The organism is Sinorhizobium fredii USDA 257, assembly GCF_000265205.3.
Classification (GTDB): domain Bacteria; phylum Pseudomonadota; class Alphaproteobacteria; order Rhizobiales; family Rhizobiaceae; genus Sinorhizobium; species Sinorhizobium fredii_B.
This window is the reverse complement of sequence record NC_018000.1, coordinates 1,227,703-1,242,204: the sequence shown is the minus strand read 5'-3', so window position 1 is coordinate 1,242,204 and position 14,502 is coordinate 1,227,703. Positions and strand designations below refer to the sequence as shown.

Here is a 14,502-nt window from a genome sequence, read left to right as displayed (position 1 = left end):
TATATGAGGCTCAGAAAAAAGCACCGGACGCTCCTCTATGAGCCCAAGAGAGGCCGATCTTACAAAGACTTTGGAAGCCGCCGAGCCGGGCAGGGGGCGCAATGCAGCCGTGCCGGAACAAATACCGGCGAAAGGGCTGCGCGACGTATTTTGGCGGGTGATGTCGGAGATCTCCGAGGAGCGCGTCTTCCTCATCGCGGCAGGGGTCAGCTTCTACCTTCTGCTGGCGCTGTTTCCGGCTTTAGGTGCGCTGGTCTCGCTTTACGGGTTCATCGCGAACCCGTCCGACATCGGAACCCATACGGCGGTATTGGACGAGCTCTTGCCGCCCGGCTCCTACGCTATGATCACGGATCAGCTGAAGGCTCTTACCACGCAGAAGACATCGACCCTCAGCCTCGGCTTTATCGGCGGCCTGTTGATCTCTCTGTGGAGTGCGGCCAACGGCATTTCGGCGCTGTTTGACGCCATGAACGTCGCCTATGGAGAAAAAGAGAAGAGAGGCATCGTATCAAGAACGCTCTTGTGCCTCGCCTTCACCTTTGCGGCACTGCTCTTTGCCATCGTCCTCATCGTGGCGATCGGCGTCATTCCGGCTTTGCTTGCCTATCTTTGGTTGGATCGCTGGATCGAGATCCTGACCAGGGTGGCGAGATGGCCAGCCATTCTGCTCCTCGGCACCCTCGGCACTGTCCTGATCTATCGCTACGGGCCGAGCCGCGAGCGGGCGAAACTGCGGTGGCTGAACTGGGGTGCCGTATTCAGCACGTTGTTGTGGCTGGCAGCTTCATGGTTGTATTCCTACTATCTGGAAAATTTCGCGAACTACAATGCGACCTACGGCGCGCTTGGCGCGCTGGTCGGTTTCATGATGTGGGTCTGGATTTCCATGGTGATCCTGATCACAGGCGCTCTCCTCAACGCCGAGCTCGAACATCAGACTGCTGTCGATTCCACCACAGGAGAACCGTTGCCGATGGGTAAACGCGGTGCCTACGTCGCCGATACGCTCGGAAAGGCCGCGGACTAGACTTGCGAGCACCGGCGGTAGAATCCTGTTGGGAGGCGCATTCCCATTCATGATTGAGCATTGCGAAGCCTTTCCTTCGATGCCTGTAACTTGAGCTTTTTGCGTGGAGCCGGTGGAATGAATGCCGATATATCTCGACCGGTGCGGCTTGGGCGTGAATTCGCCGATGAAGCGGCGCGCGTGCTGCGAGTTTCATTCGATGAACGCCTTCCGTCGCTTGCGGGGCTCCACACGCCGGAAGAGGACAGCTGGTTCTTCAGGAACAGAGTATTTCAGGACTGTTCCGTCTGGGGAATATTCGGTGGCGATGGATTGGTCGGCATCGTTGCGTTCCGGCCGGGATGGATCGATCAGCTCTATGTTTTGCCGGCGCATCAAGGTCGTGGTCTTGGAGCATCGCTTCTGAGGGTCGCTCGGACGGGCGCCTGTGAGCTGTCGCTCTGGACCTTTCAACGCAACTGGGGAGCGCGGCGCTTCTACGAGAACCATGGCTTCGTCGCAGTCGAGGAGACGGACGGCAGCCGGAACGAAGAGAGGGAGCCCGACGTCCTCTACCGGTGGAGGCCGTGTGAAAACGCGTTTTTGGGCGGGACATGAATCTTCAAGGTTGCGGCGTGCGAGGTCGAGACGGTCTCACCCTCTCATTGCACCCATCAACGCGGGAGCGCCGAGGACGGCGATGGCTCGCTTGATGTTGTAGGCGAGGACGTGGAGGCTCATTTCCGTTCCGACATTTCGTAGCCTTCGCATCCGGAAGTGGTCTCTTCCCATCCAGTCTTTGAGGCTGCCAAATACGTGCTCGACGGTGCTGCGCCTGATCCGCATCGCGTCCGGCATCTCGTCCAGCCTGCGCTGCATCTTCTCCAGGACTGCCTCATGCTCCCAGCGGGTGATGCGCCGCTGTTTGCTCGGCGTGCATTTTGCCTTGATGGCGCAGCTGCCGCAGTTGCTCGACCAGTAACGGCTGAGGATCAGACCCTTCTCCACCGCGGTGAAGCGCCAGATCAGTTGTTCGCCTGCCGGGCAGCGATAGCTGTCGGTCTCTGGCTGATAGATGAAGTCCTGCTTGTCGAAACGACCGTCCGCCTTCGCCCCGGATGTTAACGGTCGGGGCACGATCGGCGTCGCTCCAACTGCCTCGCAGGCAACGATTTCCTCACCGGAGAAGTAGCCGCGATCGGCCAGGACTGTCAGTTCCTCGACGCCGGTCGCTTCCTTGGCCTGCTGAGCCATGTTGGCAAGTTGGGACCGGTCGTGGCCGACATTGGTGACCTCATGCGCGACGATCAGATGGTGCTCGGCGTCGACCGCCGCTTGCACGTTGTAGCCGACCATGCCGGTGCCTTTGCCGCTCGTTGCCATGGCCCGCGCATCGGAATCGGTCAGTGAGATCTGGCGGTCCGGCGCGTCTTGGACCGCTTGCTCCATCGCCTGCAACTCGCGCATCTGCCGCCGCAGCGAGTCCAGCCGTTCCTTCAGCCGGCTGACCCGCATCTGTGCGACGTCATCCTCCTGCCGGTCGGCCGTGTCGAGCATGCCCAGATACCGCTCAATGCTGGCATCCACCTGCTCCATACGTCGGCGGATCGCGCCAGGCGTGAAGTTTTTGTCGCGTGTGTTCACCGCCTTGAATCGGCTGCCGTCGACCGCAACCGTGCCACCCGCGATGAGGCCGATCTTGCGGCACAGAAGCACGAATTGGCGGCAGACCGCACGGATCGCTTCGCCGTTGTCACGCCGGAAATCGGCGATCGTTTTGAAGTCGGGCGCGAGCTTACCCATCAGCCACATCAGTTCGACGTTGCGGCCCGCCTCCCGCTCCAGCCGCCGGCTCGACTGCACTTGGTTGAGGTAGCCATAGAGGTAGAGCTTCAGCATGGTTGCCGGGCTATATCCCGGCCGCCCAGTCGCCGCCGCGGCGGCAAAGCCCATTGCACGCAAATCCAGCTCATCGATGAAGACATCGACAACGCGGGCCGGGTTGTCTTCGGTGACATAATCATCGAGGCATTCCGGCAAGAACAGCTGCTCTCGCCGATCCTTACCCTCGATGAAACCCGCCATGCCGAATCCCCCGCTCAACTGGAGGTAGACTATCATGAGCGGGAGTTTTCACACAGCCTCGGTGGGTGGCAGAGAAGAGGGAAGCCGGCTCCGTTTGACGCAATGGTCGTGCGGCTCGAACGGAGCTGAGGTGGTGCACGTAGCGCCGACCAGCACCCGCCCACGTGGCGGGAGAAGGACTCGCGGCAGGCGCATTGCGTCCGGCTTCCTCACGAGAATTCGATTTTACGCTCGCCCGTGCAGGCAATACGCTGATACCTCGGAAATCCAAGGGAGGTTCGCCATGAAACGCATGGCACTAATTGCGACCCTATTGGCCTGTTCGGTCGTCTCAGCCAATGCCCAGGACACGTCGATGAGCTTCTTTGCCACCAGCGCGAATCCGGGCAATGGCGGCGATCTCGGCGGACTTGCTGGCGCCGACGCACATTGTGGCGCGCTTGCGACCGCCGGCGGCTCAACGGGCAAGACCTGGCGGGCCTATCTGTCCACCGATAGCGAGAACGCCAAGGATCGCATCGGTGCGGGACCTTGGCACAATGCCAAGGGCGAGAAGATCGCCGACGATGTCGCCTCGCTGCACGGCGATAACAACAATCTGACCAAACAAACCGCGCTCAATGAAAAGGGCGAGGTCATCAACGGGCGGGGCGACACCCCGAACCGCCATGACATCCTGACCGGCACCAGGCCGGATGGAACCGCTGCCGCCGAAACCTGCGGCAACTGGACCATGGGCGGTGCGGAGGGTGCTGCAATCGTTGGTCACAGCGACCGCACCGGTTTGGACGACTCGGAGGCGGCCAAATCGTGGAACTCTTCACATCCGACGCGCGGTGGCTGCACGATAGAGGCCTTCAAGAGCACCGGCGGGGACGGCCTCTTCTATTGCTTCGCCGCCAATTGAGCGTCGACTGAAACTGCGGTGTCTTCGGGTATCCACGTGGGCTAAAAGGCACGGCCTTTGATCTCACGACATCTGCTGCATGTTCCTTAAAATCGAAGCCGATTTTAAGGAACATGCAAAACGGGGCAGTCACTCCGCAGCTTCGACGAATCGATGGCGCTCGTAGAGGAACTTGAGCACCGCTTCGCGACATTTCAGATAGGTTCGGTCGGAGGCGAGTTCGATGCGCCGGCGTGGGCGGGCGAGCGGCACATCGAGGATTTCGCCGATACGTGCCGACGGCCCATTGGTCATCATCACGATCCGGTCGGAAAGCAGGACCGCTTCGTCGACGTCATGGGTGATCATCAGGACGGTATTGGCAAGCGTCGCGTGGATCTGCATGACCTGGTCCTGCAGATGCGCCCGGGTCAAAGCGTCGAGCGCGCCGAACGGTTCGTCGAGAAGCAGCACCTTCGGCTCCATGGCAAGCGCCCGCGCGATACCGACACGCTGCTTCATGCCGCCGGAGATCTCAGAGGGGCGCTTGTCGCCGGCATGCGCCATCTGCACCAGCTCGAGGTTGCGCATGGTCCATTCATGGCGTTCCTGCTTGTTGCGCTTCGCAGAGAACACCTTGTCGACGGCGAGCCGGACGTTTTCATAGACCGTCAGCCACGGCAGCAGCGAGTGGTTCTGGAAGACGACAGCGCGATCCGGTCCCGGCGCGTCGACGACCTTGTCGTCGAGCAGCACCACGCCGGTTGTCGCCTGCGTCAACCCGGCGACGATATTGAGCAGGGTCGACTTGCCGCAGCCGGAATGGCCGATGATCGAGATGAACTCGCCCTTGTCTACAGTAAGGGAGACCTGCTTCAGAACTTCGGTGCGCGTGCCGCCGCGTTCGAAGGTCTTGTCGATGAGTTCAAGCGAAAGATAGCTCTTGGCCATGGAAGGCCTCCTTTTCTTTAGGCGCTTGCTGTGCCGCGAGTAATGGCGCGACCGATCAGCGCGATGAGGCGATCGAGCAGGAAGCCGACGATGCCGACATAGATCAGCGCCACGATGATGTCGCTGATCAGCGACGAGTTCCAGGCGTCCCAGATGAAGAAGCCGATGCCGACGCCGCCGATCAGCATCTCGGCCGCCACGATCGCCAGCCAGGAGAGACCGATGCCGATCCTAAGGCCGGTGAAGATGTAGGGGGCAGCGGCCGGCAGCATGATCTTGCCGAAATATTCGAGGCCGTTCAGTCGCAGCACCTTGGCGACGTTTTGGTAATCCTGCGGAATGTTGCGGATGCCGACCGCGGTGTTGATGATGATCGGCCAGATCGCCGTAATGAAGATGACGAAGATTGCCGAAGGGGTGCCGTCCTGGAAGGCGGCGAGCGAAAGCGGCAGCCAGGCGAGCGGCGGCACGGTGCGCAGCACCTGGAAGATCGGATCGAGGCCGCGCATCGCGAGCGCGCTCTGGCCGACGAGCGTCCCAAGCGCGACGCCGACCGCCGCAGCCATGGCGTAGCCGAGCGCGACGCGCTGCAGGCTAGCGAACACGTGCCAGAACAGACCCTGATCGACACCCTGACCGATGTAGAAGGGATGTGCGATCAGCTCCCAGCTTTCCTCGAGGACGCGCGACGGGGCCGGCAGGCTCGATTCAGGCGACGAGCAGATGAGCTGCCAGGCAAGGGTGAAGAACGTCAGTGTGACGAGCAGCGGCAAGAGGTTGGTGACAGTCTGGGTGACAAAGCGCGACAGGCGGCCTTCGATGCCGCGGCTCGCCGTCTGCCCGAGAGCGATGACCTGAGCCGAAGTCTGCGGCGTCGCCTGCGGTTTGAGCTTGAGATTGGTGACGGACATGCCGTTCTCCTACGGGTTTGATCGAAGGCAGCCGGGTTGGGGATCCGGCTGCCGATGCGGGATCAGGCGATGCGGCTGATTGCCAGGCTCTTCAGGTACGCTTCGGGATTTGCGGGATCGAAGACCTTGCCGTCGAAGAAGGTCTCCGGCCCGCGCGAGGTGGAGGCCGGGATGTCGGCGGCGCCGAGGTCCTTTGCCGCTTCGCGCCAGATGTCCTCGCGGTTGACCTTGGCGATCAGCCCCTTGATATCCGTATCCGGCGCGAGCTTGCCCCAGCGGATGTTCTCGGTGAGGAACCATGCGTCATGGCTCTGGAACGGGTAGGACGCGTGGTCGCGCCAGAACTTCATGAGGTGCGGGCTGTTCTCGACGACCCTGCCGTTGCCGTAGTCGTATTCGCCTTTCAACCGATCGACGATATCCTTGGGCGGCACGTTGAACCAGCTGCGCTTGCCGACGATCTTGGCGAGCTCGTCCTTGTTCGCCATGTCGTCGCACCACTGCGCGGCTTCCTCGACGGCCATGACCAGCGCCTTGGCGGCGCGCGGGTTCTTCTCGACCCAGTCGGCGCGCATGGCGAAGGACTTCTCCGGATGCTTGGCCCAGATCTCGGCAGTATTGACGGCGGTGTAGCCGATCTTCTGGTTGACGAGTTGCTCGTTCCAGGGTTCGCCGACGCAGAAACAGTCCATGGTGCCGACCTTCATGTTGGCGACCATCTGCGGCGGCGGGACGACGATGGTCTCGACATCCTTGTCCGGGTCGATGCCGGCGGCGGCGAGCCAGTAGCGGATCCAGAGGTCGTGCGTGCCGCCCGGGAAGGTCATGGCGACCTTCGCGGCCTCGCCACCGGCCTTCTTCTTGGCGAAGGCGTCTTTCAGCACCGAGGCGTCGAGGCCGACCTTCAGATCGGCATAGGCCGCGCCGACCGAGATCGCCTGCGCGTCGAGATTAAGGCGGGCAAGGATCGCCATCGGCAGCGGCTGGTTGTTCTGGGTCACCTTGCCGGTCGAGATGAGATAGGGCATCGGCGTCAGGATATGGGCGCCATCGATTCCGGCGCCGGCCGAGCCGAGCACCAGGTTGTCGCGGGTCGTGCCCCAGGAGGCCTGCTTCACCACCTCGACCTCGGTCATACCGTACTTGTCGAAGAAACCCTTTTCCTTGGCGATGATGAGCGGGGCGGAATCGGTAAGAGCGATGAAGCCGAGCACGGCCTTTGAAGTCTCCGGACCGGCGCCCTGAGCGAAGGCCCCGGTGGGAAGGAGCGTCCTTGCCGCACCGACCATGGCGGCCGTCGCGGTCGTCTTGAGCAGGCTGCGGCGGGTGAGACTGCCGATCGAAGTCTTGGTCATGCGCACGTTCCCTCAATTTGTTGGCCGGTCGAAAACCGACAAAAAAACGCCGCTCGAACATTGCGCTCCTGGGACTGGGAGGAATCCCTTTGGATGCAAAGCCCTTGCGACGCCGGTGTCCTTGGCAGGCGCTATCGACGCCTGAGCTCGCTTCAAATCGCCGTTGACCGAAGCAAGTATAGAAAAGCAAGTGCCGTGCCAGTTCCGGGAATTACGCCGCATATAATTGAAATTAAATGAGAAAATCCGTCTTTTTGAACATGCTCAATAAATGGGCATTAGCTTTTACTGATGAAGTATTGTGCGTTGCAGCAAGGCGGATCTCCGTGCCCGCACAAACAAGCAGCGCCGCCGCTCGTCGAGCGAAGCCGGTGGATGGCCTTTTGCAGCGACGACCAGCCCTGATCAGGCGGATTGATGGGCGTGCAAAGCCTGATCGTTAGGGCGCCTTTGGGCTTTAGGTTTGAGAGCTGATCATGACATCGGAGGAAGGGAAGGGTAGGCGGGCCTCGATGGACATTTTGTTTCCGAGGTCGTGCGAATCTGGCACGGTCGTGGCGCGAGATCCGAACGGCGACCCATGAACGCAATAAAGCTCCTTGATTGTGATCCGGCATGGCCCGGTCTTTTCGAAGACCAGAAGCTCCGGATACTGGAATCAATCGCCGACATAGTCGATGACATTCACCATGTCGGCAGCACCTCGGTGGCCGGCCTCAGCGCAAGGACATTGGCCGCCGAAACGATCGTCGTCCGGCCGTCGACGACCTTCGACAAAACCTCGATCCGCTGCAGGTCGCGCTCGCTCATTGCAATCAATCCCATCCGCAATCTCCCACGTCATTGAAAACGCGGGAAGAGTGACATTCTTACATTGCAGCAACAGGACACTTTAACTTTGCGGTGGGGAATCTAATCCAAGTGCAACATTGACGTGTGAAGGGTAGGGCACTACGCGCATTCGCGCAAATGCGCCATGAACACCTCGGCTGGTGTCCGATAGCCAGGCACTTCCTGGGCAGCGAATTTAGATGGTGGGCAAGGGCGACAAGGTGCTGCTGGCTGACAGCGGATAGGTCCGTATCGCTCGGCACAAAGCGGCGGATGCGCTTATTGGTGTTCTCGACCGCACCTTTCTGCCACGGTGAATTTGGATCGCAGAACCAGCTCTTGGCGCCGATCCCATCTTCCAAAGCCCTGAAACCGCGAAACTCGGTACCACGGTCGAAGGTGAAGCCCTGCCGGGCAAAGGCGGGTAGCGGTGAGAAGGCATCGACGATCTTGTCGATGAGCGGCCGAGAGTGGCGGCTGCCATTCTTGATCATCACCGTGTAGCGGCTTTTGCGCTCGACCAGCGAGGTGACATTGGCTTCACCGAGGTCGCGCCGGAAGATCAGGAGATCGCCTTCCCAATGTCCGAACTGCGAGCGATCGGCAATAAAATCAGGACGTTGGCTGATCCTGCAATCAAACGGGATCGAGCCGTCGCGGGGCTTGCGGGAGCGGCGTGGGCGGCGCTTACGGCGGCCTTCCGGCAGATGCTGATAAAGCTCCCGCGCATCATCTTCCTTGCAATAGATGAAGCGGTAGATCGTCTCGGTGCAGACACGGACCGCGCTCACACCGTCGGCAAGCAGGCGGCCGGCGATCTGCTCCGGCGACCAAAGTGCCTTCAGTCGATCGATAATCAGCTCACGCAGCTGCGGGTGGCGCCTGAGCTTGCGCAGACGTCGCCGACGCTCCTTGGAGAGGTCGTTGGCGATGCCACTGTAATAGCCGCTGTATTCGGGAAACTCGGCATCATGAAAGGTGTTGCGCTTCAGCTCGCGGTAGATCGTCGAGCGATGGCGCCCGAGTTGCCGGGCGATCTCACCGACAGGAACCTTGCGTTCCATGAGCTGATGCAAACGTCGGCGATCGGGAAGGGCGAGCTGCGAATAGCACTGCGACATACAAAAACTCCAAGGGACAAGCCATTGTTTTATTGGCATGTCGCACTTGGAAATAGAATGCACCCCCGCTACACACAATGTCACAGCTATTTAAAGATGAGACAAAGTAGTCAACTTAGAAATGCGACACCATCTTATTCCTTAGTACTGCGTTTGCAAGTTGCTATATTTACCAAGTACGAAGGCGCAAGCCGCCGACCGGGTGGAGCTGGTCAGGGTTGCATAGCCCGGTCGGCGGCGGATGGCTCCAGCTGCAAGATAAACTTTAGCTTGGACATCCCGATCACTCCGCCGCTTTCAGCTGCGCAAGGGCTTGCTGGCGTCGGGCGATGACCACCGGATCCTTGGTAAAATCCGTCTTGCGGCCAGGCTTCGTGCCGCGCTTTTGGTAGCCGTTGCTCTGGCTGCCGTCGCGAATGCCGAACATATGGTCCGTCTGGCCGGTGCGGCGCGGCCCGCCGTTGCTGCGCTGTTGCTGTCGTCCGGCCTGCATCTCGGCCACGATCGAAAGCATGTCGTCAAGGCGCTTGTTCTCAACCACCTCGCAGCGGTGCACCGAGCGCAGCGTGTCGAACGTCCTGTAGGGCAGGGTGGCTTCCCCGTCTGTGATCTCGAGGCGTCCGTCGGGATAGTCGCAAACGATGACCTTCTTACCGGCCAGCGCCGCTGCACGATCTGTCGGATCGAGAATGAACATCACCTTGTCATAGCGCAGCGTCAGCGACTGCGACAGCTTGCGGATCTCCTTGCGGCACATCGCGCCATCGAGGTTCTCATGCGCGGCAAACGGCCGATGCATGTCCTTCGGATTGCGCGGCGCCTTGCCAAAGCGACGATTGAAGTCGGCCATGAACTCCGGCGCATAGGCATTGGCCGCCGCGATCGTGTCGATGCCGCGCAGCCGCAGTTCCTTGACGAGACGATCCTGCAGCGTCTGGTTGGCGCGCTCGACCCGCCCCTTGGCCTGCGGGGTATTGGCGCAGATGATGTCGATGTTGAGCTCATAAAGGGCCCGCCCGAACTGCGTCAGGCCGCTGGTCCGGTCCTTCTTGGAAGCATGGGTGGTGCGGAAAATGCCATGCTTGTCGCTGTAGAAGGCAATCGGCTTGCCCCATTGCTGCAAGTAGGCCTTCGTTGCGTGCAGATAGTCGAAGGTGTTCTCCGATCCGGCGAACCGCAGATGCAAGAGCTTGCCGGTGGCATCGTCGATATAGACGAGCAGGGCGCATTTGGGGCCGCGGTTCTCGAACCACCAATGAAGCGAGCCGTCGATCTGAACGAGTTCGCCGAAACAATCGCGCCGGCCGCGCGGCTGGAAGACCCGCTTCTTGCGCTCGCGTCGCGACACCCAGAGGCCGGCTTCCATCATCCACTGACGCAGCGTCTCCTTGCTGACGGCAATCCGGTGGCGTTCGAGCAGCTTCTCGGCCGCCAGGGTTGGTCCGAAATCCGCATAATGCTCACGCACCAGGTCGAGCACCAGGTTGCGGAAATCCTCGCTGTGACGCCGGTTGCTCGGCCGGCCGCGCTTCTTCGAGACAAGACCGTCGGCGCCGGCCAGGTCATAGGCTTGCAGCAGCCGGTGGACCTGACTGCGGCTGAGGCCGAGCAGTTCGGCCGCCTGGACGACGCTCAGGCTGCGGCCGCGAATCCGCTGGATGAGTTCAAGACGATGCAATTCCTTCTGCGACATGGTGATCAAACAAGACATGACGACTCCGAACGCTCATGGTCTCAACCACGCTTCACGTCGCCAGTCTTCCTTCCAAACGTTGACGTTTGACCAGCCTCCCAAGAGGCGACGACTGTCGCATCTCTAACTGGCTCATATGTCGCATCTCTAAAATGCCGCTACACACCAAGATCGCATAAGCTAAATTATGGAACTTGGCCGCTGATCGTTTGTGTTGAGCCAGATCAGCCTCCTCATCGCCGATTGACCTCGTCAAAGATGAGTACAAACGAACGTCGATACTACTAACGCCAAGATCGCCATCATCCACGACGAGCGACCTCTCACTACCTCCATCGACGCCAACTCTGAACCCATCACCGGACTTTCGCGCCGGGTGGCGAGCCGCGGATTGCCGACGGGCAGCCATGGGAGCAATATAAGTAACATAGAATATTCATCTGGCTGCCTGGGGAACTCGGCAATCATGTTGCGACACCGTTTGATCTTCCCTGTCGCCGGCGTCGTTCTCGTTCTAAGTCTGGTCCTGGCCGGTCTATGGTTTTGGACGGGAAACGCCATTGTCTCGTTCATGTCCGAGCGCCTGATCCGAGACGTGACGCAAGCTGTGCATCGCGACGTCGATCATTTGGTGCGCGGTGCCGACAAGGCGGTGTCGCGGTTGGCCAACGCTCTTGTTCGTCACGACCTGTCACTCAGCGACCCGCATGCTGTTGCGCGAGAGCTCCATGCATTGCTGGCCGAGGAACCCGATATCGACTGGATGTTTTTCGGCAACGAGGCCGGCGGGCTTGTTTCGGTCGGGCGACTGGCAGACTCGAACTCCGTGTTTCTGATGACCGATAACTTTCGCGCCGGCGCCGTGCGCGAGTTCGAAGCGTTGCCAAGCGGCAGGATCGGCCGTTTGCGAAAGTCGGAAGGCGCGTTCGATGCTCGTCGGAGGATCTGGTACTCGAAGGCGAAAGAGACGGGCGAACGGTACTGGACCGAGCCCTATCTCGGTCTCGTCGAGCCGATACTGGGCATCTCGCTCTCCGCCCCAGTGTTGGACAGGAACGGCAACTTCGTCGGGGTGTGCGGGATCGATCTCATCCTGGCCCAACTTTCCAGGTTCTTGCAGACGCTCGAGATCGGCGAGAATGGGCGGGCTTTCATCATCGACGCCAGCGGACATTTGATCGGCGCGTCCGGAGGAGTGTCGCCCGTCACAATCGGAGCGGACGGCGGACATCTGCGCCTGCAGGCGTCGAAAGCAACCGATCCCATCGTTCGTGAAACCGCGCGCTATCTTGGGCGGCACGCCGGCGTCGCCGGGTCCTCGTCAGCGGGACTGCATGTGTTTTCTTTCAGTGACCCTGAGCGCGGCCGGATCTATGCGGCGGTTGATCGCGTTGAGGGGCCCGGCGCTCTTGACTGGACCATCATCTCGGCGGTGCCAGCCGCGGATTTCCTGAGGCCTGTCTATCGTGCAGCCTATCTCTCGATTGGCGTTGGCGCTGTCATCGTCGGCGTCTTCGTCCTCCTCGGACTAGGGCTGGTTGGACGCACCTTACGGCCGCTGACTGCCCTGACCCAGGCAGCGCACGCGATCGCAAAGGGGGACTGGCGAGACGTGCCCGAACTGCGCCGGAACGATGAAGTCGGCCTGCTTGCCCAGGCGTTCACTCTCATGACGTCCCGTCTCAAGGAGACATTGGAGGGCCTGCGGCGAAGCGAAGCCAATTTCGCAGAAGCTCAACGCGTTGCCCATGTTGGCTATTGGGAGCGTGATCTCAGCACCGACTGTCTCACTTGGTCGGACGAGACATACCGCATCTTCGGGCTGACACCGCGCGCGACCGCGGTCGTCAGTCTTGCCGAAGCGGTTGAGCGGATACATCCGGAAGACCGGTCGTTCTGGAGCCAGGCCGCGGCCAAGGCAGTGCGTGGCGAATCTCGGTACGACTTGGAGTACCGAATCGTGAGGCCTACCGGCGAGGTGCGCATCGTCCACAGCCAGGGCGATCTGACAAGAGAGGCGTCGGGCCGGCCGCGCAGCATGTTTGGCACAATCCAGGACATTACCGAACGCAAGCGGGTGGAAGGGGCACTGCGAGACAGCGAGGAGCAGTGGAGAGCCGTATTCGAGAACAATCCGACGATGTACTTCATGGTGGACGCGACTGGCACCATCGTGTCGGTCAATCCCTTTGGGGCGGAGCAGCTCGGCTACACGGTCGACGAACTGATCGACCGTCCCGTACAGGACATCTTTCACGAGGCGGATCGCGACGCCGTCCAGAGGCATGCGGCCACCTGTCTCGAACATCTCGGCCGCGCCATGAGCTGGGAGCTGCGCAAGTTTCGCAAGGACGGCTCGATGCTCTGGGTTCGCGAGACGGCAAGAGCGATGGTGGTCAAGAAGCGACCCGTCATCCTGATCGTGTGCGAGGACATCACCGAGCGCAAGCGCGCCGAAGAGGCTGCCCGAAGGAGTGAAGAGGAGCTTCGCGAGGTCATCGAGACAGTTCCGGCGATGGTGTGGACCGCCCTGCCCGACGGCCGTGTCGACTTCATCAATCGGCGTTGGCAGGAATTCACAGGCTTGTCCCTGGAGGGATCGTTTGCGGAGAACTGGAAGCCCGAATCCCGGTTTCACCCAGACGACCTTGAGCAGTACATGTCGAAGTGGCGTATGTCCTTGGCCACGGGCCGCCCCTTCGAGGCCGAGGTGCGTATCTGTCGTGCGTCCGACGGCGAATATCGCTGGTGGTTCGAAAGTGCCGTACCGCTCCGGGACGAGCACGGAGACATTCTCAAATGGTATGGATTTCTCGTCGACATTGAAGACCGAAAGCGGGCCGAGGAGGCGCTGCAGAAGGCGCAGGCGGAGCTCGCGCATGTCACACGCGTGACGACGATGGGCGCGCTGACCTCCTCCATTGCCCACGAGGTCAACCAGCCGCTGGCCGCCGTGGTGACCAATGCGAACGCCGCCCTGCGCTGGCTCGCGACCCAGCCCCCCAACCTCGACGAAGCCCGCGAGACGCTGGGGCGTATCGTCCGGGACGGCCATCGGGCCGGCGAGGTGATCGGCCGGGTGCGCGCGCTCCTCAAGAAGACAGCCAGCGTCACGGCGCAGGTGGACCTGAACGGCCTCATCGAAGAGTCGGTAGTCCTCGTTCATGAGGAGGTGCGCCGTCAGCGCGTCTTGCTGCGAACCGAACTGGCGCACGAGCTCCCGCCTGTTGCAGGCGACCGGGTCCAGTTGCAGCAGGTCATTTTGAACCTGGTGATGAACGGTATCGAATCTATGAAGAAGGTGGCGGACCGGCCACGCGAGTTGCTGATCAGGTCCCGAGCCGACACATCCGGCGCCGTGCTGGTCGAAGTACAGGACACCGGCGTCGGGTTGGAGCCGCAGAGCCTGGAGCAGGTGTTCGAGGCGTTTTATACGACGAAAGCGGAGGGTCTGGGCATGGGCTTGGCCATCTGCCGTTCGATCATCGAGGCGCACGGGGGGCGGCTATGGGCCGGGGCGAACGAGCCTTGGGGCGCTGTATTTCAGTTCGCCCTGCCTTCAGACCCGGACGAGAGCGCTTGTAGAGGGCAGCGCGTTTAAAGTACGCTAAGCAACGCTAATGGGGAACGAAGCCAGAACCCCGTCACGCTGCCCGCTGC

Annotated in this window: 10 protein-coding genes and 2 pseudogenes; 5 read left to right on the top strand and 7 right to left on the bottom strand. The window is 61.1% G+C overall.

The window, feature by feature from the left end; all coding sequences use genetic code 11:
- The first annotated feature begins 37 nt into the window (after window positions 1-37).
- Together USDA257_RS05715 and USDA257_RS05710 are read left to right on the top strand one after the other, a co-directional pair.
- The gene (locus tag USDA257_RS05715) at window positions 38-1,030 is read left to right on the top strand and encodes a YihY/virulence factor BrkB family protein (RefSeq protein ID WP_014761954.1); all 993 of its coding nucleotides are present in this window, start codon (window positions 38-40) and stop codon (window positions 1,028-1,030) included.
- 117 nt (window positions 1,031-1,147) lie between these two features.
- Window positions 1,148-1,627 (top strand): GNAT family N-acetyltransferase, encoded by a 480-nt coding sequence (locus tag USDA257_RS05710; protein ID WP_014761953.1) that lies wholly within the window; start codon window positions 1,148-1,150, stop codon window positions 1,625-1,627.
- A gap of 36 nt (window positions 1,628-1,663) precedes the next feature.
- On the opposite strand, the gene USDA257_RS05705 is transcribed toward USDA257_RS05710, so the two are convergent.
- On the bottom strand, window positions 1,664-3,094 hold the full coding sequence (locus USDA257_RS05705) for an IS1182 family transposase (RefSeq protein ID WP_041414986.1): 1,431 nt from the start codon (window positions 3,092-3,094) through the stop codon (window positions 1,664-1,666).
- Window positions 3,095-3,377: 283 nt separating this feature from the next.
- On the opposite strand from USDA257_RS05705, the gene USDA257_RS05700 reads away from it, so the two are divergent.
- Window positions 3,378-4,001, top strand: a complete 624-nt coding sequence (locus tag USDA257_RS05700; RefSeq protein ID WP_041413940.1) for a hypothetical protein — start codon at window positions 3,378-3,380, stop codon at window positions 3,999-4,001.
- A gap of 129 nt (window positions 4,002-4,130) precedes the next feature.
- Here USDA257_RS05700 and USDA257_RS05695 read toward each other — a convergent pair whose 3' ends face one another.
- The 3 genes from USDA257_RS05695 to USDA257_RS05685 form a co-directional block, all read right to left on the bottom strand.
- Entirely contained in the window at window positions 4,131-4,931 is an 801-nt protein-coding gene (locus USDA257_RS05695) for an ABC transporter ATP-binding protein (RefSeq protein ID WP_014761950.1), read from the bottom strand.
- Between the two features lie 17 nt (window positions 4,932-4,948).
- The gene (gene ntrB, locus USDA257_RS05690; protein WP_014761949.1) at window positions 4,949-5,842 is read right to left on the bottom strand and encodes a nitrate ABC transporter permease; all 894 of its coding nucleotides are present in this window, start codon (window positions 5,840-5,842) and stop codon (window positions 4,949-4,951) included.
- A 62-nt stretch (window positions 5,843-5,904) separates the two neighbouring features.
- The gene (locus tag USDA257_RS05685; RefSeq protein WP_014761948.1) at window positions 5,905-7,197 is read right to left on the bottom strand and encodes a CmpA/NrtA family ABC transporter substrate-binding protein; all 1,293 of its coding nucleotides are present in this window, start codon (window positions 7,195-7,197) and stop codon (window positions 5,905-5,907) included.
- Window positions 7,198-7,777: 580 nt separating this feature from the next.
- Between USDA257_RS05685 and USDA257_RS38280 the strand changes: the two are divergent.
- Window positions 7,778-7,870 (top strand): annotated as a pseudogene (locus USDA257_RS38280) (GrpB family protein); the annotation flags it as partial.
- 11 nt (window positions 7,871-7,881) lie between these two features.
- On the opposite strand, the gene USDA257_RS37610 reads toward USDA257_RS38280, so the two are convergent.
- From USDA257_RS37610 to USDA257_RS05670, 3 genes and pseudogenes are all read right to left on the bottom strand, one after another.
- Complete coding sequence (locus USDA257_RS37610; protein ID WP_014761947.1) at window positions 7,882-8,022, bottom strand: hypothetical protein; 141 nt, start codon at window positions 8,020-8,022, stop codon at window positions 7,882-7,884.
- 126 nt (window positions 8,023-8,148) lie between these two features.
- Window positions 8,149-9,149, bottom strand: a pseudogene (locus USDA257_RS05675) (IS30 family transposase).
- Between the two features lie 283 nt (window positions 9,150-9,432).
- Window positions 9,433-10,860: an ISNCY family transposase gene (locus tag USDA257_RS05670; protein WP_014761945.1), complete on the bottom strand. Its 1,428-nt coding sequence runs from the start codon at window positions 10,858-10,860 to the stop codon at window positions 9,433-9,435.
- A gap of 448 nt (window positions 10,861-11,308) precedes the next feature.
- Between USDA257_RS05670 and USDA257_RS05660 the strand changes: the two genes are divergently transcribed.
- A complete protein-coding gene (locus tag USDA257_RS05660) occupies window positions 11,309-14,443 on the top strand; it encodes a PAS domain S-box protein (RefSeq protein WP_014761944.1) in 3,135 nt (1,044 codons plus the stop codon).
- Window positions 14,444-14,502 lie beyond the last annotated feature (59 nt).